Raw genomic sequence first — 18426 nt, 5'->3', positions numbered from 1 at the left:
CGGCGCAGGACGACGAATCGCGCGTCGACGGTCGGGATTCCCGACTGCCGACGCGCGAAACGACCCCCTGGTTGGCCCCGGTGTGGGACTACGCCAGCGTCGCCGCGTCGATGACGAAGCGGTAGCGCACGTCCGACTTGAGGACGCGCTCGTAGGCGTCGTTGATCTCGTCGGCGCTGATCAGCTCGGTCTCCGGCAGGATCCCGTGCTCGGCGCAGAAGTCGAGCATCTCCTGGGTCTCGCGGATGCCGCCGATCGCCGAACCCGCCCAGCTGCGACGGTGTCCGATGAGCGCGAACGCCGGGACCTCGAGGGGCTCGGACGGTGCGCCGACGTTGACGATCGTGCCGTCCACGGCGAGCAGGCCCAGGTACGACCCCATCGGGATCTTCGCCGACACCGTGTTGATGATGAGGTCGAACGAGCTGGCGAGCTCCTCGAACGTCGCGGCGTCCTTCGTGGCGTAGTGCGCCTTCGCGCCGAAGCGGAGCGAGTCCTCCTGCTTCGAGGTGGTCTGCGACAGGACGGTGACCTCGGCGCCGAGCGCGACCGCGATCTTCACGGCCATGTGGCCGAGGCCGCCCATGCCGACGACCGCGACGCGGGTGCCGGGGCCGGCCTTCCAGTGGTGGAGCGGCGAGTAGGTCGTGATGCCGGCGCAGAGCAGCGGCGCGACCTTCTCGATGTCGAGCGACTCCGGCACACGGAGGACGAAGTCCTCGTTCACGACGACGGCCTGGGAGTAGCCGCCCTGCGTGATCGTGCCGTCGGCGGGGTCGACGCCCGCGTAGGTCTGGATGTTGCCCTTCAGGCAGTACTGCTCCTCGCCGGCGACGCAGTTCACGCACTCGCCGCAGGAGTTGACCATGCAGCCGACGCCGACGCGGTCGCCGACCTGGTGCTTCGTGACGTTGGCGCCGACGGAGGTGACGTGGCCGACGATCTCGTGGCCGACGACCTGCGGGTACTGGATCTCGCCCCATTCGCCACGGACGGTGTGGATGTCCGAGTGGCAGATGCCGGCGTAGGCGATGTCGATCTCGACGTCGTTCGGGCCGACGTCACGACGGGTGATGGTGGTCTTGACGAGCGGCTCGGTCGCTGACGGTGCCGCGTACGCGTTGACGGTGCGCAATGATCTCCTCGTGGGGTCGCATGTGGGCCGGATCCGGCCCGCATCCATCTTGCTGGAGCGCTCCCGTGTGTGGGAGGCACCATCAGGGCACCCCGGGGAACGCGTCGAGCGGTCCGGTTCGCGCATTCGCTTTGGCGGCGCGGGTCGGCCGACTTACGGTGGGTGAACCGAGTCGACACCGAATCCGTCGCCACGATGCCGTCCGCGCCCTGCGGATCCCTGGCACAGCGGAACGACACGGGCAGCACGGGCTTCGCCGCCCACGAAGGGCTGGTCCTCATGACCGCCGACAACGTCACTGTCCACCCGTACGAATGGCACCGCCGGGGCCTGCGCTCACCGGCCGAGATCCAGGCGCTCGTCGAAGCCCGTCTGGTCCACCACACCGATCTGCACGAGCCGACCTACGCCGACTTCCTCGGGGAGCAGGTCGCCTGACCCCGGCTCGTCACTAGCTCCTGGGTGTCCTCGCGAAGAACAGCGCGAGTGCTCCGAGTGCGATCGCGGCCACGATGAGCACCCATGCGACGGCGCCGACCGCCCCGTCCCACGGGCTGATCAGCAACCCGATGCCGACGAGCAGGAGCACGAGCGCCCCGACGAGTGCGAGCACGTGCGGTCTGCCGGTCCAGGTACGTGCCATGGTCATGACGCTACGCGCCGCTCGATGTCGTTCGCACTGGTTCGGACGTACCCCGTCAGTCTCCGGCGCGGGCCGCCAGACGCTGCCCGGCGATGCGGGCGAAGCGCATCGGGTCGGCGAGCGCGTCGGACGGCTCCCCGGTCGTCTGCGTGGCGATGACGGTCAGGGACGCTGCCGCGTCGAAGTCGTCGACCGGCGCGTCGATCGCCCCCGCGACGAGCATCCTCCGGCGCCCGGCGGCGAGTGACCCCACCACGGTCGGGACCTTGCCGGCCGCCGTCTGTCCGTCGAAGCGCCCCTCGCCGGTGACCACCACGTCCGCGGTCGCGAGCACCGCTGGGAGCCCGAGGACGTCCGCGACACCCGTGGCACCCGGCGCCAGCGTGGCACCCCACACGAGCAGGCCGAACCCGGTGCCACCCGCCGCACCGGCACCCGGGGTGGTCGGGTCGACGTCGGGGAACCGGGCGGCCCAGCCCTCGAGTCGTGCCTCGTGCGTGGCCAGGCGGTCCGGCGCGACGCCCTTCTGCGGCCCGAAGACGGCCGCGGCACCGGTCGGACCCAGCAGGGGCGACGTCACGTCGGTGAGCACCGTGACGCCGAGCGGCGGCAGTGGCCGCACGGTGGCGACCGAGACCGTGGTGACGTCGTCGAGCAGCGACCCCGCGGCGGTCGGGGCCACGCCCGTCAGCCCGAGCGCGCCGAGCATCCCCGCGCCACCGTCGGTCGATGCGCTCCCACCGATCCCGAGCACGAGTCCGGTCGCGCCGGCGTCGAGTGCGGCGGCGATCGCCTGGCCGAACCCGGTCGTCTGTGCGCGATCGGGCTCGGGTGCGTCGAGCAACGGGAGGCCGCTCGTCGCCGCGAGCTCGACGACCGCGCGACCGTCCGGCAGCGACAGCCACCACGTGGCGACGGGCGCACCGGCGGGCCCGGTCACCGTGACGGGGACCCGGCGGGCGTCGGGGAACGCCGTCGCGAAGGCGTCGAGCGTGCCCTCGCCGCCGTCCGCCATCGGCATCAGGGTCAGGGTGTCGAGCGGCCGTTCGGACTGCCAGCCCGCGGCGATCGCGGTCGAAACCTCGGCGGCGGTGGCCGTCCCCTTGAAGGAGTCGGGCGCGATCACGACGTGCACGCCCCCACGCTAGCGGGCCGCCGTGGCACCGCCCGCCCGTCGAGACACCGCGGTCGCGCCGAGACACCGCCGAAAACCGCGGCGCCTCGAGCACACGGCGGCGCCTCGGACGGACGGCGGCGCCTCGGACGGACGGCGGCGCCTCGGACGGAGCGCCCGGCGCGACGGAGCGCGTCAGCCGGGGAGCGCGAACCGCGGGTGCGGCGCCCCGCCGGTCGCCAGGTCGGCCAGCATCTCGCCGAGGAGCGGCGCGAACTTGAACCCGTGCCCGGAGAACCCGGTCGCGACGGCGACCGGGCCGCGTCGGTCCATCACGAAGTCGTCGTCGGGGGAGTTGTCGTAGAGGCAGCTGATCGGCTCGGGGGCGGTCTGGTCGACCCCCGGCACGAACCGCGCGGCGTACGCCTGCAGCCGCTCGAGCTCCTCCGGCACGGAGGTGAAGTCCCGCGCGTCGGGGTCGACCACCGGCCCGGTCCCGTGGAACCCGACCTTGACGCCCTCGCCCGGCGTGAGGAGCCCGTACACGTCGGGTCCGTCGAGCTGCCAGTGCACGAAGCTCGGCCATGCCCCGTCCGGCAGGTGGCTCGGGAAGTGGGCGGGCTGCTCCTGGGTGACGCGGATGGCCGGGAGGCTCGCCCCGCGTCCCCGGAACAGGTCGCCGACCAGCGTGGGGGCCCACGAGCCCACCGCGGCCACGACGCCGGCGGCGGTCACCGACGTGGTGCCGTCCTGGCCCTCGACGGCCAGCGTCACCGAGTCGCCGTGGTCCTCGACGGCGGTCACCCGGGTGTCGAAGCGGAGCTCGGCGCCGTCCGACGCGGCCAGGTCGAGGAGTGCCTCGATCGTGTCGGCGGAGCGGATGCGGCCGGCGGACGGGTGCGTGAGGACGTGTCCCTCGAAGGCCAGCCCGGGCCAGCGCGCGGCGGCCTCGTCGGTGTTGAGCAGTTCGTGGTCGATGCCCGCGCGGGTCAGTGCGGCGTGGATCGCCGCGATCTGCTCCGGTCGGCCGTGGTCGACCGCGCCGGTGAGGTCGAGGAGCGTCCGACCGCTCGCCCGCTCGAGTGCCCGCCAGGCGTCGAACGCCCGAAGGCAGAGCGCGACGTACTCGGCGTCCGCGTAGCCCATGCGGAAGATGCGGCTGGCACCGTGCGAGGAGCCCCGGTCGTGCCCGCGCGGGTGCTGCTCGACGAGCAGGACGCGTTCCCCACGGGCTGCGAGTGCGCGGGCCGTTGCGGCGCCGACGACCCCGCCCCCGACGACGACCTGGTCGAACACAGTGGACATCACGCGATCGTACCGGCGTCGCGCGACTGGGGGAAACGGAGCGAGTGACGGGAATCGAACCCGCGCTACCAGCTTGGGAAGCTGGAGTTCTACCATTGAACTACACTCGCGTGCCCGCTCAGCGGGACTCGACAACCATACCGGATTCTCGCTTGGAAGCCAGCCGACCGCGCGCCGAGCGCCGACCGTCGGAGCCGCCCCGAGCCTCCCGTGTCTCTTCTGTGAGCCGCGCCGCCTGACGGACAGGTGTCGGGCGTGTGTGTACCGTCCAGGGAGTTCCAGCGACCCCGACCCGAGGAGGACACGGATGGTCAGACATCCCCTCATCGACGACGTGGTCGGCCGCGCGATCGTGGTCGACTCCGGCTCGCAGGTGGTGTGGCTGACCGAAGCGCTCGGCTCGCTGCTGCGGCGTGCTGCCGCCTCCGACCGGATGGTCGTCCTGCGGACCGGCCCCGACGCCGCGATCACGCCGGCGCTCCGGCACGCGCTCGGTGCGCACGGTGCCGCGTGGGCCGTGACCGACGCGGACGGCACCATGCGCGACGGCCGCACGGGCGTCGTCGCCGACGGGATCGACGACTTCGTGCGCAACGGACCCGAACTCCTCGGCGTCCCGTCTCCGGGCCTCGATGTCGCCACGCAGTCCGTCCGCCAGATCAGCATCGACCTGACGCTCCGGCACCACGCCGAGCGGGCGGTCGACATCGGTTCCGCGATCGAGGCGCTGTGCCACACGGTCGGCACCTGCCCGGATCGCTGGGGCACCGCCGAGCCGCTCGCGCTCCCGTGGGACCGCTGGGTCGTGACGCAGTACGCCAAGCACGAGTCGCCGGGCATCAGCACCTCGTACGCCGTCGGCGACGGCTTCTCCGCGACCATGACCGCGCACCTCGACGACGGTGTCGTCGTCGAGACGATGTCGGCCGTCCTGACCGTGCCCGACGAGGGCACCGACCCGCGGCTCGCCGAGCGGATGCTCGAGGCCGTGCACCGTGTCGCCGAGGACGTCGTCCCCGTCTTCGGGGTCGTCATGCAGCGTCGCGGCGATGCGGACCACCTGGTGCGCGCGGTGGCCCACGCCGAACCGTCGCCGCTCGCCGTCGTGGTCGGTCCGGAAGCCGTGTCGTTCCTCGACCGCGGCGACGTCTGGCCGCCGCCGCACACCTCGACCTCCCCGTTCGGTGGTCGCGGGCTCGCCCCGGGCGACGCTGACGACCAGGGGCTCATCGTTCGGCTCGAGGACGGCTGGACCGCGCTCGAGTCGTTCCTCGACCGCATCGACGAGGACCGCTTCCTGCAGCTCGTCGGCGGTGCCCCGCTCGACCCGGCCCACGACGAGGGCACGCTCGACGGACACGTCGCGGCGGGATCCCACGGTGGTCACGGTGCCGCGTGACGTGACCCTGCTCTGCCGCGGCGAGGTCGAGGTCCGGGAGATCGCCGAGGCGCTCCTGCTGCACGACGACGCCTGGGGCGTGCGGGCACTCGACGACGGCCCGATGATGCAGGTCTGCCGCGACGCGACCCACCCGGTGATCACCGTGCTCGGGGTCCGGCGGGTCGACACCCTGGAAGAGATCGAACGGATCCTGCCGGAGGCCCCGGCGCTCGCGACCCCGCTGTGGTGGGTCGACACGGTGACCCCGGCCGGCGCGGACGGGGAGTCCGGCATCGCCGCCGCACTCGAGGCAGCGCTCGACCTCGACGCGGTCTGCATCGTCCACGGGGACTGAGCCCGTCTCTTCGGAGATCCTGTGGGAAGCCCTTGTCCCCGGACCGCCGGGCGTGTCCCCAGTTGTGGTGCAAGCCGGTCCTCCCACCCCCGACGAGGGGATACCGGCCAGTACTGTGTGAGCACCCGAGCCGCGTGAGCAGGGCGCGTGCGCCCCTCCCCGGCAACACCTTTCACTGAACAGGGCTCCAGTGCGAACACCACTCATCGGGCGCGTTCCCGCGCGCTCTCGCTTCCTCCTGTCCGGCCTCGTGGCCGTGGGCATCGTCGGCATGGCGCTGGCCGGCACCGGCGCGACCGCCGCCGTGGCCGACGCTCCGGCGCAGACCACCTTCGTGCAGGAGGGCTTCACCGGCACCACCGCCGGCACCAGCTACATCCTGCCGTCGACGCAGTCCGGCGCCGCCAACGTCGCCTGCCTCACCGCGAAGGGCGCGGCGAACACGGGGACGATCCCGACCTGTGCCGGTGCGACGGACGCGGCCGGCAACGGTGCGCTCCGCCTCACCCCGGCCGACAACAACGCCGCCGGCGGTGTCGGTGCGGTCCAGTCCGTCCCGATCACCAAGGGCATCGACGCGACGTTCAACAGCTACCAGTACAACGGCACGGCCGCTGACGGCATCGTGTTCTACCTCGCGGCGACCGACCCGTACAACCCGACGGTCCCGGAGAAGATCGGGTACCTCGGCGGCTCGCTCGGGTACAGCGCGAGCACGGCGAACAACGCACAGGGACTCTCGCACGCGTACCTCGGCATCGGTCTCGACCGGTACGGGAACTTCGCGAACCGTCAGTTCGGCGGCTCGGGCTGCGACACCGACCAGGGGACGAACGGCACGCTCGTCAAGGACGCCGTGACGGTCCGTGGGCCTGGGAACGGCACCGTCGGCTACTGCGTGCAGTCCAAGACCACGGTGAACGGCACGCTCAGCACGACCGGAGTCACCGATCGCGCGGCCGCGAACGTACCCGTCGAGATCGTCATCAACCCGACGGCGTCCGCCCTGTTCGCGCAGCAGAACTCGTCCGTCTCGGTCGCCGCCGGGCACTACGCGGTGATCTTCACCTCGATCGGGGGCACCCAGCAGGTCGTGGACGGGACGTTGCCGAAGCTGACGTCGAACAACGCGGCCGCGATCGATCCGTCCTGGATCGACCCGGCGACCCAGTACCCCTACAAGCTCACCTACGGATGGGTCGCGGGGACCGGCGGACAGAACGACGTGCACGAGGTCAACTACCTGAAGACGACGACGGCCGCCGGTCCGGTGCCGGTGCTGTCCGCCCGGACGGGAGGCTCGGCGAGCGTCGCGCACGCCGGCAACGGCAAGTACACGGTCACCCCGACCGTCTCCGCCGACGGCGGCTCCGAGTCGCAGCCGATCCGCACCACGACGACGTTCCCCGCGAACGTGACGCCGCAGGTGCCGGGTGGCACGGACGTCGGGACCGGCTGGTCCTGCACCGTCGCCGGACAGGTCGCCACGTGCGACTACACGCCGACCACGACCATCGCCGCCGGCACGGTCCTGCCGACCCTGTCGATCCCGTACTCGGTCTCCGGCGCCGCTCGCACCGCGACGGTCTCCACCGTCGTCGCCTCCACCGACGCCGAGGCCGTGACGGTCACCGGTGCGGTCGTGGTCGAGCAGCAGAAGACCGCGATCGCGACCTCGGACGTGACCGCCGTCGTCGGGACGACCGCGAAGTTGACCGCAACGGTCTCGTCGACCGAGAAGACCGGCGCCACGGTCCCCGGCGGCACCGTCCAGTTCCGGAGCGCTTCGGCGTCGAACGAGCTGCTCTGCACGGCGACGCTCGTGAACGGCACGGCGTCCTGCGACGTGCCCGCCAGCACCGTCGGCACCAGCGGCTTCGTCGTCTCCTACGCCGGCGACGCCGACCACGCCGCGGCTGCGGACGCCTCGGGTGCGCTGGTCGTGACGAAGGTCGCCACGGCGATCGCGCTGTCCGCCTCGCCGTCCCCGTCGACGTACGGCTCGCCGGCGACGCTCACCGTGTCCGGCCTGCCGTCCGGCGCGACCGGCACGGTCCGGTTCCGCGAGGGCGACACCCTCCTGTGCACGGCGACGCTGAGCGCGACGAGCTGTGACGCCCCGGCCGGGCTCGCCGCGGGGACCCACACGCTCACCGCGGTGTACTCGGGCGACGACACGCACGACGGCGCCACGGCGGCCGACGTGTCCCTGACGGTCCAGAAGGCGACGGCGTCCATCGGGACGGGAACCGGCACCGGGAACGGCGGCGGCTCGGGCGGCGGCTCCGGCGACGGCTCGGACCAGGGCGGGTCCGACCCGGACACCACCGTCACCGTGACCCACGGCGAGTCCACCACGCTCGACACCCCGAACGTGCCCGAGGACGCCACCGGCACGATCGAGTACCGGACCGAGGACGGCACCGTCCTCTGCACGGCCACCCTGCCGGACACCACGTGCGCGGTCCCGGACGACCTGGCCGGCGGGGAGTACGTCGTCCGGGCGTACTACCTCGGTGACGACAACTACGAGCCGTCCGCGGGCGACCCGTTCGACCTCGTCGTCGCGGCCCAGCCGACCGAGCTCGTGGCCGGCACCGACACCACCACCGCGACCGTGGGCTCGAAGGTCCGGCTGACCGCCTCCGGCATCCCGACGGGCGCCACCGGCACGATCACCTTCACGAACGCCGACGGTGACGTCCTCTGCACGGCCACCCTGCCGGAGACGAGCTGCGAGACCGACGCGCTGCCGGTCGGCTCGAACGAGGTCACGGTGACCTACGACGGTGACGCCTCCTTCGCCGCGTCGAGCACGACGCTCACGGTCGACGTCACGAAGCGGCCGACGACGCTCGCCGCACCGACGACGGCACCCACCGCGGTCGTCGGGTCGAAGGTCCGCCTGACGGCGACCGGCCTGCCCGAGGGCGCCACCGGCACGGTGACGTTCACCGCCGCCGACGGCACCGTCCTCTGCACCGCGACGCTGCCGGAGACGAGCTGCGAGACGGACGCGCTGCCCGTCGGGTCGAACACGGTGACGGTGTCCTACAGCGGTGACGACACGTTCGCCGCCGCGACCACCACGCTCGAGGTCGTCATCACGGCGGCCCCGGTCGCCGACGAGGACCCGACGCCGACGGCCTCCGCGACCGCCACGCCGGTCGCCGGCACGGGCGGGGAGCTCGCGTTCACCGGCGCTCCGATCGCCATGGGCACGGGCATCGCCCTCGCCCTGGCGCTGCTCGTCGGTGGCCTGGTGCTGCTGGTGGCACGTCGCCGCGCGGCCCGCACGGCAGCGCCCACGCAGGAGTAGCCACGCACGACCAGCACGACCAGCACGACCAGCACGACACGAAACACCCCGCACCACGGGATCCCGTGGTGCGGGGTGTTTCGTCGTGTGTGGAGGACCGCCGCGTCAGTCGCGCTCGCGCATCGCGGCCAAGCGGTCGTTGTACGCCTTGAGTTCCGCGTCACCGTCGCGCTCGGCCTGGCGGTCCAGGCGCTTGGCGTCACGGGTGTCCGACTTCACCCAGTTGCGGACCACGAGCAGCGCGACGAAGACCATCGGCAGCTCCGACGCGCCCCACGCGATGCCGCCGCCGGTGTGCTGGTCGTCGAGCAGCGCGGCGTCGTTGGTCTGCCCGAGGGCGTGGAACCAGTCGATGGCGTACACCGACTCCGAGGTCATCACCGCGACGCCGAAGAACGCGTGGAACGCCAGGGTCGCGAGCAGGGCGATGATCAGGATCGGGTACTGCGGCCGCTTCGGCCCAGGGTCGATGCCGACGAACACCCAGAAGAACAGGTAGCCGCTCAGCACGAAGTGCACGACCATCACGACGTGCCACTCGTGGGACTGCATCGCGAACTGGAACGCCGGCGTGAAGTAGAACACCACGAGGGACCCGGCGAAGACCACCCCGGCGACGGCCGGCTTCGCCATGAACTGCATGTACCGGGAGTGCACGAAGAGCATCAGCCACTCGCGGGCGCCCCGTGAGCCGTCGTTCCGGACCGGCAGGGTCCGCAGGGCGAGGAGCACCGGGCCGCCGAGGACGAGCGGCAGCGGCACGAACATCATCAGCAGCATGTGCTGGATCATGTGCGACGAGAAGTGGATCATCCCGTAGACCGACGGGCCGGCCGAGGTCGTCCAGATGAACACGGCGCAGCCGAGCAGCCACGAGATCGTCCGTCCGACCGGCCACTTGTCGCCACGCTTCCGGAGCTTCCTGACGGCGAACAGGTACCAGCCGGCACCGACCACCGCGAGCGCGAGCCACACCCAGTCGATGTGCCACTGCGTCAGGAAGGTGTGCAGCGTCTGCGTGGGCGGATACGGGTACCCGATCAGGCCGGAGCGGGTGTCCTCGCCGGTCTCCGGTGTCTGCGGGATCGGCGGCTGGCTGCGCGAGACGGCCACGGAGACGCCGATCGCGACGGCCATGAAGACCACCTCGGCCAGGGCGAACCGGGTGAAGGAGCGGCGGTCGAGCGGTGCGCGGAGCAGCGCCGGCACGAGCTTGCGGCGCTGGACGACCCCGGCCAGCCCGAGCAGGATCAGGATCGACGCCTTGACGGTGATGAGCCACCCGTACGTCGTCGTGAACAGGTCGAGCGGGCCGGTCAGCCGGAGCGACGCGTTCACGATCCCGGAGAACGCCACGGCCGCGAAGGACCACCCGGCGAGCGTCGAGTAGCGGGCGACCACGCGTCCGGTGGCGCCCTTCGTCCGGGTGCGCAGGAGCAGCACGGCCACCAGGCCACCGGCCCACACGCACACACCGAGCAGGTGGATCGCGAGCGAGTTCACCGCGTTGGCGTGCTCGAGCGAACCCGCGGCGTGGCCGGAGAGCGCGAGGGGCAGCAGCGCGAAGAGCCCGAACACGGTGGCGACGGCGAGCGTGGTCACCCGGGTGGCGAACGCGGCGAGCACCGTGGCGATGAGGATGGCCGCGGCCGAGACGACCAGGGACTGCCCGATCTCGACCTGGAACGCGAAGAGCATGAAGTTCCGCGCGAACAGCGGCGACGTGATGGACGAGCCGAGCGTGTTCGCGCCGGTGAACACGATCCCGACGACGGCCGCGAGGAACCAGATCGCCCCGGTCGTCGCCGCCCACCGCACGGCTCGGTGCTGCACGCTCGACATCGCGCCGTGGTCCTTCTTCTGCGCGGGGAGCGCGAACGCGGCCACGATGAGCAGCCCGACCGTCAGCGCCGCCATCCCGTCGTGCACGGCGCGCGCGACCGGCAGGCCGTACTGCACGAGGTCGCCCGCGGACACGAGCTGCTGGTCCGCGGAGAAGGCACCGGTGACGGTCATGCCGAGGATCGAGCACGCGACCGCGAGCGGCAGCGCGATCGCGAGCACGGTCGCGACGGTGGACGTGCGAGCGGTGACGGGCGCGGATTCCGGCGCCGGGCCTCCGGACTGGGCCTGGGCTGGATCCGGCAGGGGGGACGTGACGGTCATCAACCTTGTTCCAGGGACGATTCCGTCCGCGAGTCCGCGGACCCTCCATGGTAGGCGCCTCCGTCTGGTCAGATCCTGCGTTCCCAGATGCCCTCGCTGCCGACGGGGACGAAGCCGACCGCCTCGTTGACGTCGAGCATCGGCCGGTTCTCCTCCGCGTTGAACGTGATGATCGACGGGTGCCCGGGGTGGTCCCGCTCGATGGTCTCGATGCCGACCACCTTCAGGAGCCGACCGAGCCGGTGCCCGCGGTGCTCCCGCAGCACGAGCGTGTCGCCCTGCATCACCGGCTGGGCGACGTCGTGCGGCACCGCCAGCTGCGTGAAACCGGCCAGAGTGTTGCTCGAGACGTGTTCGACGGCGATCGTCACCATGGTCCGCGGCGACTCCGCCAGGTGTGCTTCGTGCTCGGCCAGGCGTTCGACGGTCCAGACGTCCTCTGGCTCCTCCATGTCACCATCGGGGGCGTCCGTGCTCATCCGCGTCTCGAGCAGCGCGATGCCCGCGCGCCACTCGGGCGGGGTGGGGCCGGCCCAGGCGTGCACGCGGTGGTCCGGACCCGCGGCGGCGGACGCACGGTGGTGCAGGTCCGCGACGACCGAGGGGTCGGCGGGGAGCGTCAGACGGCTGATCCGGTTCACCTGGCCGAACCGCCATCCGCGGCCGGTGAGGAACCGGACGGCCGCCTCGTCCTCGGGTACCGCGCCGTACCCGGTCGGCGCCGGCCGGTACCCGTCGCCGACGGCCGGGCCGACCTGCCGGGAGACCGCGTACGTCTTCCACTGGGTGCGCCCGTCCGCGCGCGCGATGCCCTCGAGGTGGTCGGCGAGGAGCGTCCCGAGCCCGCGGCGCTGGTGGTCCGGGTGCACGGCGACCGAGATCCAGCAGTTCGGGGTGTCCGGCGCCTGCTTGGTGTCGTACGACCCGGCGGCGACGATCGTCCCGTCCGGCGAGCGGAGGGCGACGAGCCGGCTCGGCGCCTCCGGGTCGAGCAGGTAGGGGAGCTGCTCCTCGGGCGTCCACAGCAGCTCGGGCAGGCCGGTGACGGCGACCTCGGCGGCGTTCTGCACCGCGACCCATTCGCGGAACGCCTGGACACCGGCCGGGTCGGCGTCCATCGTGGCGGGCACGTCGACTTCGATGACGCGGTACACGGTCGTCCCTCCGCCGCCGAGCACGGTGCCCGGGCAGCCGAGCAGCATATCGGGACCGTGCCCGCTGCCGCTAGGATTCCGTACCGTGCTGCTCTCCGACCGCGACATCACCGCCCAGCTCGCCGCAGGCCGGATCGGCCTCGATCCCCACGACGCCTCGCTCGTCCAGCCCTCGAGCATCGACGTGCGACTCGACAAGTACTTCCGGCTGTTCGACAACCACAAGTACCCGCACATCGACCCCGCGACCGACCAGCCCGACCTCACCCGCCTGGTCGAGACCGACCCGGACGAGGCCTTCGTGCTGCACCCGGGGGAGTTCGTGCTCGGCTCCACGTACGAGGTCGTCACGCTCCCCGACGACATCGCCGCCCGCCTCGAGGGCAAGAGCTCCCTCGGCCGGCTCGGTCTCCTGACGCACTCGACGGCCGGCTTCATCGACCCGGGCTTCTCCGGGCACGTGACGCTCGAGCTCTCGAACGTGGCGACCCTGCCGATCAAGCTCTGGCCGGGCATGAAGATCGGCCAGCTCTGCTTCTTCCAGCTGTCGAGCCCCGCGGAGAAGCCCTACGGCTCCGCCGAGTACCAGTCGCGGTACCAGGGCCAGCGCGGCCCGACGCCGTCGCGTTCGGCGCAGAACTTCCACCGGGCGGACGTCTCGCAGCGTCCGTGACCTGACTCGCCGCCGCGTCTCGTCACAGAACCTTACGAAATTTCGCATGTTGTGTATCGTGGCGACATGTCTGGAGTCATGTCACGGCCCGCGCCGATCCTGTCCGCGGCCGAGCTCATCCGTGACGCCCGCCACCGGGCCGAGCTGACCCAGGTCCAGCTCGCGCAACGGGCGGGTGTCACGCAGAGCGTCATCAGCACGTACGAGAACGGTCGCCGTGAGCCGTCGCTCGCCGCGTTGCAGCGACTCCTGTTCGCAGCGGGGTTCCTGACGGTGATCGACCTCGAGCCGGTCGCCGACCCACCGTCACTGCGCGACCGTGTCACGGCGCACCGCGACGAGCTGCTCGAGGCCGTCGTCCGGCTCGGCGGCCGCAACCCCCGCCTGTTCGGCAGCGTCGCCCGCGGGGACGACGGCTCCGACAGCGACGTCGACCTGATGGTCGACCTGCTGCCGGGCCTCGGCATCTTCGCGCTGATGCGCATCCAGGACGCGGCCGAGCAGGTCCTCGGCGTGCGGGTCGACGTCGTGGCCGCGGACGGCATGGCCCCGGAGGTCGTCCGGACGGCGGTGCCGCTGTGAACCGGGACCTGGGGGAGCGACTCGACGACGTCATCCGGGCGTGCGGGGTCATCGCCCGCTACGTGTCCGAGCCGTCCCTGCCGGAGGACCTGGTCTACGACGCGGTCCGGATGCGCCTGGTCGAGATCGGTGAGGCGGTGCGGATGCTGCCCGTGGCGGTCACGGCGGCCGAGCCGGGCATCCCGTGGTCCCGTGTCTCGCTGCTCGGGGAGCGGCTCACGCGACGCTACTTCGACACGACGCCCGCGATCGTCCTCGGGACGGCCCGCGTCGACGTCCCCCACCTGTGCGACGCTGCGCGGCGCTTGCGCGCGCGGCTCGCGTAGCGCGCACCCACCGGTCCGGAGGCTCGGTGCGGGCCCGACCCGAGCCTCCAGGCCGCAAGACGGGCCCGTCTGCGCGAGACGCCGCTCGTTGCGCGAGACGCCGCTCGCTGCGCGAGACGCCGCCGAAAGCCGCGGCGCCTCGCGCACTCTGGGGCGCCTCGCGCGCCGCCGCGCCGCCCACCAACGGGAGAGGGCCCCGTCCGCGATGCGGACGGGGCCCTCCTGAGGGTGACGCGAGGGTCAGCTGCCGGCCTTGGCGAGCTTCTCCAGGGTGTCGTTGCCCTTGTAGGCCTCGACCGCGTTCTCCTTCGTGACGAGCACCGGGGTGAGCTCGATCGCGGGGACCGTCTTCACGCCGTTGTAGTTGTTCGTCTTGTCGATCTTCGTGTCGGGCTTGTTGCCCTTCGACAGGTCGGTCACCAGGTCGACGGCCGCCTGGGCCTCTTCCGTGGTGTTCTTGTAGATCGTCGAGTACTGCGTGCCGGCCATGATCAGCGGGATCGAGGCGGTCTCGGAGTCCTGACCGGTGACGACGGGGTTCTCCTTGCCGGCGGCCTTGGTGGCCGTCAGGATGGCGCGGGCGAGCGTGTCGTTCGGGGAGAGGACGCCGTCGAGCTTGGTGTCACCCGAGTAGTACTGCGAGATCAGGTCGGTCATGCGCGACTGGGCGTTCTGCGCGAGCCAGCCCTTGGTCTGCACCTTCTGGAAGGTGGTCTGACCCGAGACGACCTTGATGGTGCCGTCGTCGATCTTCGGCTGCAGGACGTTCATCGCACCGTTGAAGAACACGGTGGCGTTGGCGTCGTCGGCCGAACCGGCGAAGAGCTCGACGTTGTACGGTCCGTCGCCCTTCTTCTCCTTCAGGCCCTTGAGGAGCGCCTGGGCCTGCAGCTGGCCGACCTTGTAGTTGTTGAACGCGACGTAGTAGTCGACGTTCTTGGTGTTCAGGATGTTGCGGTCCCAGGCGATGACGACGGCGCCCGAGGACTTGGCCGACTTGACCTGCGAGGTGAGCTGCGAACCATCGGCGGCACCGATGATGACGGCCTTCGCACCCTTGGTGATCATGCCCGAGATCTGCGACTGCTGGTCCGGGACGGGGCTGCCGGCGTTCGCGTACTGGATGTCGGCCTTGAAGCCGGCGTCCTCGATCGACTTCTTGAACGCGGCACCTGCGAGGACCCAGTTCTGCGAGGTCTTCGCGGGCAGTGCGACACCGATCAGGTCGCCCTTCTTGATGGTCGCGTCCGAACCGCTGCCGGAGTCGGAGCCACGGGACGAGCAGCCGCTGAGGGCGAGGCCCGCGATGAGCGCCAGGCTGAGGCCGGCGACGATCTTCTTGCGCATGTGATTGCTTTCTCTTCGTTGAGGAGGGGTGGGGCCGGAGCCCCGCTGTGGGAGGTGAGGACTAGGGGAGGGTGATCTTCTCGGGCTGGTCTTCGATCGACCGCGGCTGCTGGGCGGCCACCGTGTTCTGCTCGGTGTCCTTCCGCTGGAACTGCCGCATCATGCCGCCGATCAGGGACGGACGCCCCTGCGACTTCGAGTAGACGTCGAAGGCCACGGCGATGAGCAGGACCAGACCGCGGATGATCTGCACCTTGTTGGACTCGAGGCCCATCAGCTGCAGGCCGTTGGACAGCAGCGCCATCACGAGACCACCGATGATCGACCCGGAGATCGTGCCGACACCACCGGCGACCGCTGCACCACCGACGAAGACGGCGGCGATCGCGTCGAGCTCCCAGCCGGTGCCGTCTGCGGGGCCGGAAGCACCGGAGTAGGCGACGAACACCATGCCGGCGACGGCGGCCAGGACGGACATGTTCATCATGACGAAGAAGTTGACCTTCTTCGCGGAGACACCGGACAGGACGGCGGCGCTGGAGTTGCCACCGACGGCGTAGACCTGGCGACCGAAGATCGTGTTCTTCGTGACGAAGCCGTAGACGATCGTCAGGACGCCGAGGATGATCGCGACGATCGGGACCGAGGTGCCGACCGGGCCGGCACCGAAGAGGTACGTGGCGACGAGCGTCACGGCGACCAGGATGCCGGTGCGGACGACCGAGACCCACAGCGGCGGGACCTCTGCCTGCATCTTGCGACGACGGGCACGGCCGCGGGCCTCGATGATGATGAGCGCGGCGATCGTGACCAGGCCGATCAGCAGCGTGCCGTTGCTGTAGCCGAAGTCCGGGCCGAAGTCGCCGAGGAAGCCGGCGCCGATCGGCGTGTAGCCGTTCGGGACGGGAACCGACGTCGAGTTGCCGATGATCTGGTTCACACCGCGGAAGATGAGCTGACCGGCCAGCGTCACGATGAACGCGGGCACCCGGACGAACGCCACCCAGAAGCCCTGCCAGGCGCCGATGACGGCACCGACGGCCAGACCGAGCAGGATCGCTCCCCAGACCGGGAAGTGCCAGACCGCCATGGACTGCGCCACGATGATGCCGACGACCGCGGCGACCGAACCGACCGACAGGTCGATGTGGCCGGCGATGATCACCATGACCATGCCGAGCGCCAGGATCAGGATGTACGAGTACTGCAGGAACAGGTTGATCACGTTGGTGGGCTGCAGGATGAGCCCGTTCGTGGTGAACGCGAAGAACGCGAGCAGCACGACGAGTGCGATGACCATGCCGTACTGGCCGATGCTGTTGCCCTTGCCGAACAGCAGTTTCAGGTTGTTCATGAGACGGTGGCGCCCTTCCGCGCGGAGGTCATGCTGCGCATGAGCGATTCGGGATCGGCCTGGTCGGCCGGCAGGTCAGCGGTGATCTGACCCTCGAAGATGGTGTAGATGCGGTCGGAGAGACCGAGGAGCTCCGGCAGCTCGGAGGAGATCAGGATGATGCCCTTCCCCTCGGCGGCGAGCTGCTGGATGATGCCGTAGATCTCGAACTTGGCGCCCACGTCGATGCCGCGGGTGGGTTCGTCGAGGATGAGCAGGTCGGGGTCGGTGAACATCCACTTCGACAGGACGACCTTCTGCTGGTTCCCGCCGGAGAGCTTCCCGACGTTCTCCTCCACCGTCGGCACCTTGGTGCGGAGCATCTTGCGGTACTTCTCGGCGACCGAGTACTCCTCGAGCGAGTCGACGACGCCGCCCTTGGAGATCTTCTTGAGGTCGGCCGACACGGTCGAGCGCTTCACGGTGTCGAGCAGGTTGAGGCCGAGCGCCTTGCGGTCCTCGGAGACGTACCCGATGCCGGCGTCGATCGCCTGCTGGACGTTGTTGAGCTTGATCTCCTCGCCGTCCTTGAAGACCTGACCGCCGAGGAATGTGCCGTAGGAGTGACCGAACAGGCTCATCGCGAGCTCCGTGCGACCGGCGCCCATCAATCCGGCGAACCCGACGATCTCGCCACGCTTGACGTGGAAGTTCGAGCCCTTGCAGACGAGCCGGCTCGAGTCGAGCGGGTGCTGCACGGTCCAGTCGCGGACCTCGAAGAACGTCTCGCCGATCTTCGGGGTGCGGTCCGGGAACCGGGACTCGAGCGAGCGCCCGACCATGCCGCGGATGATCCGGTCCTCGTTGACGCCGTCCGCCTTGACGTTGAGCGTCTCGATGGTCTTGCCGTCACGGATGATCGTGATGCTGTCCGCGATCTGCTCGATCTCGTTGAGCTTGTGGCTGATGATGATGCTCGAGATCCCGCGCGCCTTGAGCCCGACGATCAGGTCGAGCAGGTGCTGCGAGTCGTTCTCGTTGAGGGCCGCGGTGGGCTCGTCGAGGATGAGCAGCTTGACGTCCTTGTGCAGCGCCTTCGCGATCTCCACGAGCTGCTGCTTGCCGACGCCGATGTTCTTGATCTGCGTGTCGGGGTCGTCGGCGAGGCCGACGCGGGCGAGCAGGTCCTGGGCGCGCAGCTGGGCCGTGGTCCAGTCGATCGCCCCGAAGCGGCTCGGCTCGTTGCCGAGGAACAGGTTCTCGGTGATCGAGAGCTCCGGGATCAGCGCGAGCTCCTGGTGGATGATCACGATGCCGGCCTGCTCGGACTGCTTGATGTTGGCGAAGCGGACTTCCTCGCCCTCGTAGACGATCTCGCCGGTGTAGGTGCCGTACGGGTAGACGCCGGAGAGGACCTTCATCAGGGTCGACTTGCCAGCGCCGTTCTCGCCGCAGATCGCGTGGATCTCGCCGGCACGGACGTTGAGTGACACCTCGGACAGTGCCTTGACACCAGGGAACTCCTTGGTGATCGACCGCATCTCGAGGATGGTTTCGGGTGCGGTGATCGACCGGGTCTCGAGTCCGGTGTCG

Annotated in this window: 16 protein-coding genes and 1 tRNA gene; 7 read left to right on the top strand and 10 right to left on the bottom strand. The window is 70.7% G+C overall.

All coding sequences use genetic code 11. From position 1 onward, the window contains the following. Positions 1-88: 88 nt before the first annotated feature. Positions 89-1135 (bottom strand): NAD(P)-dependent alcohol dehydrogenase, encoded by a 1047-nt coding sequence (locus ACIPJY_RS05995; RefSeq protein WP_400463659.1) that lies wholly within the window; start codon positions 1133-1135, stop codon positions 89-91. A 279-nt stretch (positions 1136-1414) separates the two neighbouring features. On the opposite strand from ACIPJY_RS05995, the gene ACIPJY_RS05990 reads away from it, so the two are divergent. Continuing rightward, positions 1415-1573 carry a hypothetical protein gene (locus ACIPJY_RS05990; RefSeq protein WP_400463656.1) on the top strand — a complete coding sequence of 53 codons (159 nt, stop codon included), beginning with the start codon at positions 1415-1417 and terminating at the stop codon, positions 1571-1573. Positions 1574-1586: 13 nt separating this feature from the next. Here ACIPJY_RS05990 and ACIPJY_RS05985 read toward each other — a convergent pair whose 3' ends face one another. From ACIPJY_RS05985 to ACIPJY_RS05970, 4 genes are all read right to left on the bottom strand, one after another. Continuing rightward, positions 1587-1778 (bottom strand): hypothetical protein, encoded by a 192-nt coding sequence (locus ACIPJY_RS05985; protein WP_400463653.1) that lies wholly within the window; start codon positions 1776-1778, stop codon positions 1587-1589. A gap of 55 nt (positions 1779-1833) precedes the next feature. After that, complete coding sequence (locus ACIPJY_RS05980; protein ID WP_400463650.1) at positions 1834-2913, bottom strand: glycerate kinase; 1080 nt, start codon at positions 2911-2913, stop codon at positions 1834-1836. A gap of 174 nt (positions 2914-3087) precedes the next feature. Further along, positions 3088-4197 carry an FAD-dependent oxidoreductase gene (locus tag ACIPJY_RS05975; protein ID WP_400463647.1) on the bottom strand — a complete coding sequence of 370 codons (1110 nt, stop codon included), beginning with the start codon at positions 4195-4197 and terminating at the stop codon, positions 3088-3090. A gap of 39 nt (positions 4198-4236) precedes the next feature. Next, positions 4237-4307: transfer RNA gene (locus ACIPJY_RS05970), tRNA-Gly, on the bottom strand. Between the two features lie 197 nt (positions 4308-4504). On the opposite strand from ACIPJY_RS05970, the gene ACIPJY_RS05965 reads away from it, so the two are divergent. The 3 genes from ACIPJY_RS05965 to ACIPJY_RS05955 all read left to right on the top strand — a co-directional run bounded on the left by ACIPJY_RS05965 (position 4505) and on the right by ACIPJY_RS05955 (position 9252). Further along, the gene (locus ACIPJY_RS05965; RefSeq protein ID WP_400463644.1) at positions 4505-5596 is read left to right on the top strand and encodes a DUF6177 family protein; all 1092 of its coding nucleotides are present in this window, start codon (positions 4505-4507) and stop codon (positions 5594-5596) included. Beyond that, entirely contained in the window at positions 5586-5933 is a 348-nt protein-coding gene (locus tag ACIPJY_RS05960) for a hypothetical protein (RefSeq protein WP_400463641.1), read from the top strand. The genes ACIPJY_RS05965 and ACIPJY_RS05960 overlap by 11 nt, the downstream gene beginning before the upstream one ends. Before the next feature lie 250 nt (positions 5934-6183). Continuing rightward, positions 6184-9252, top strand: coding sequence for an Ig-like domain repeat protein (locus ACIPJY_RS05955; RefSeq protein WP_400463639.1), 3069 nt, complete (start codon positions 6184-6186; stop codon positions 9250-9252). A gap of 105 nt (positions 9253-9357) precedes the next feature. Here ACIPJY_RS05955 and ACIPJY_RS05950 read toward each other — a convergent pair whose 3' ends face one another. Together ACIPJY_RS05950 and ACIPJY_RS05945 are read right to left on the bottom strand one after the other, a co-directional pair. Continuing rightward, complete coding sequence (locus tag ACIPJY_RS05950; RefSeq protein ID WP_400463636.1) at positions 9358-11418, bottom strand: cytochrome c oxidase assembly protein; 2061 nt, start codon at positions 11416-11418, stop codon at positions 9358-9360. A 68-nt stretch (positions 11419-11486) separates the two neighbouring features. Further along, positions 11487-12620, bottom strand: coding sequence for a GNAT family N-acetyltransferase (locus ACIPJY_RS05945; protein ID WP_400463633.1), 1134 nt, complete (start codon positions 12618-12620; stop codon positions 11487-11489). A 37-nt stretch (positions 12621-12657) separates the two neighbouring features. Here ACIPJY_RS05945 and dcd point away from each other — a divergent pair, with 37 nt between their 5' ends. The 3 genes from dcd to ACIPJY_RS05930 all read left to right on the top strand — a co-directional run bounded on the left by dcd (position 12658) and on the right by ACIPJY_RS05930 (position 14153). Then, positions 12658-13245 carry a dCTP deaminase gene (dcd, locus tag ACIPJY_RS05940; protein WP_123654616.1) on the top strand — a complete coding sequence of 196 codons (588 nt, stop codon included), beginning with the start codon at positions 12658-12660 and terminating at the stop codon, positions 13243-13245. 66 nt (positions 13246-13311) lie between these two features. Next, the gene (locus ACIPJY_RS05935; protein ID WP_400463630.1) at positions 13312-13827 is read left to right on the top strand and encodes a helix-turn-helix domain-containing protein; all 516 of its coding nucleotides are present in this window, start codon (positions 13312-13314) and stop codon (positions 13825-13827) included. Next, the gene (locus ACIPJY_RS05930; protein ID WP_400463627.1) at positions 13824-14153 is read left to right on the top strand and encodes a DUF86 domain-containing protein; all 330 of its coding nucleotides are present in this window, start codon (positions 13824-13826) and stop codon (positions 14151-14153) included. Before ACIPJY_RS05935 ends, ACIPJY_RS05930 begins: the two co-directional genes overlap by 4 nt. A 240-nt stretch (positions 14154-14393) precedes the next feature. On the opposite strand, the gene ACIPJY_RS05925 is transcribed toward ACIPJY_RS05930, so the two are convergent. From ACIPJY_RS05925 to mmsA, 3 genes are all read right to left on the bottom strand, one after another. After that, the gene (locus ACIPJY_RS05925; protein WP_400463625.1) at positions 14394-15500 is read right to left on the bottom strand and encodes a substrate-binding domain-containing protein; all 1107 of its coding nucleotides are present in this window, start codon (positions 15498-15500) and stop codon (positions 14394-14396) included. A gap of 61 nt (positions 15501-15561) precedes the next feature. Next, complete coding sequence (gene mmsB / locus ACIPJY_RS05920; RefSeq protein WP_400463622.1) at positions 15562-16854, bottom strand: multiple monosaccharide ABC transporter permease; 1293 nt, start codon at positions 16852-16854, stop codon at positions 15562-15564. Next, on the bottom strand, positions 16851-18374 hold the full coding sequence (gene mmsA, locus ACIPJY_RS05915; protein WP_400463856.1) for a multiple monosaccharide ABC transporter ATP-binding protein: 1524 nt from the start codon (positions 18372-18374) through the stop codon (positions 16851-16853). Before mmsA ends, mmsB begins: the two co-directional genes overlap by 4 nt. Positions 18375-18426: the final 52 nt, after the last annotated feature.

This window comes from Curtobacterium sp. NPDC090223 (assembly GCF_044746585.1).
Lineage (GTDB): Bacteria > Actinomycetota > Actinomycetes > Actinomycetales > Microbacteriaceae > Curtobacterium.
This window is presented reverse-complemented; position numbering and strand designations above follow the sequence as displayed.

Excerpts from the sequence above, each read along its gene's own strand:
- ACIPJY_RS05965 (WP_400463644.1), top strand. The coding sequence starts at position 4,505 with ATGGTCAGACATCCCCTCATCGACGACGTGGTCGGCCGCGCGATCGTG.
- ACIPJY_RS05975 (WP_400463647.1), bottom strand. The coding sequence starts at position 4,197 with ATGTCCACTGTGTTCGACCAGGTCGTCGTCGGGGGCGGGGTCGTCGGC.
- ACIPJY_RS05945 (WP_400463633.1), bottom strand. The coding sequence starts at position 12,620 with ATGCTGCTCGGCTGCCCGGGCACCGTGCTCGGCGGCGGAGGGACGACC.
- ACIPJY_RS05950 (WP_400463636.1), bottom strand. The coding sequence starts at position 11,418 with ATGACCGTCACGTCCCCCCTGCCGGATCCAGCCCAGGCCCAGTCCGGA.
- mmsB (WP_400463622.1), bottom strand. The coding sequence starts at position 16,854 with ATGAACAACCTGAAACTGCTGTTCGGCAAGGGCAACAGCATCGGCCAG.
- ACIPJY_RS05990 (WP_400463656.1), top strand. The coding sequence starts at position 1,415 with ATGACCGCCGACAACGTCACTGTCCACCCGTACGAATGGCACCGCCGG.
- ACIPJY_RS05925 (WP_400463625.1), bottom strand. The coding sequence starts at position 15,500 with ATGCGCAAGAAGATCGTCGCCGGCCTCAGCCTGGCGCTCATCGCGGGC.
- ACIPJY_RS05935 (WP_400463630.1), top strand. The coding sequence starts at position 13,312 with ATGTCTGGAGTCATGTCACGGCCCGCGCCGATCCTGTCCGCGGCCGAG.
- mmsA (WP_400463856.1), bottom strand. The coding sequence starts at position 18,374 with ATGCGGTCGATCACCAAGGAGTTCCCTGGTGTCAAGGCACTGTCCGAG.
- ACIPJY_RS05985 (WP_400463653.1), bottom strand. The coding sequence starts at position 1,778 with ATGGCACGTACCTGGACCGGCAGACCGCACGTGCTCGCACTCGTCGGG.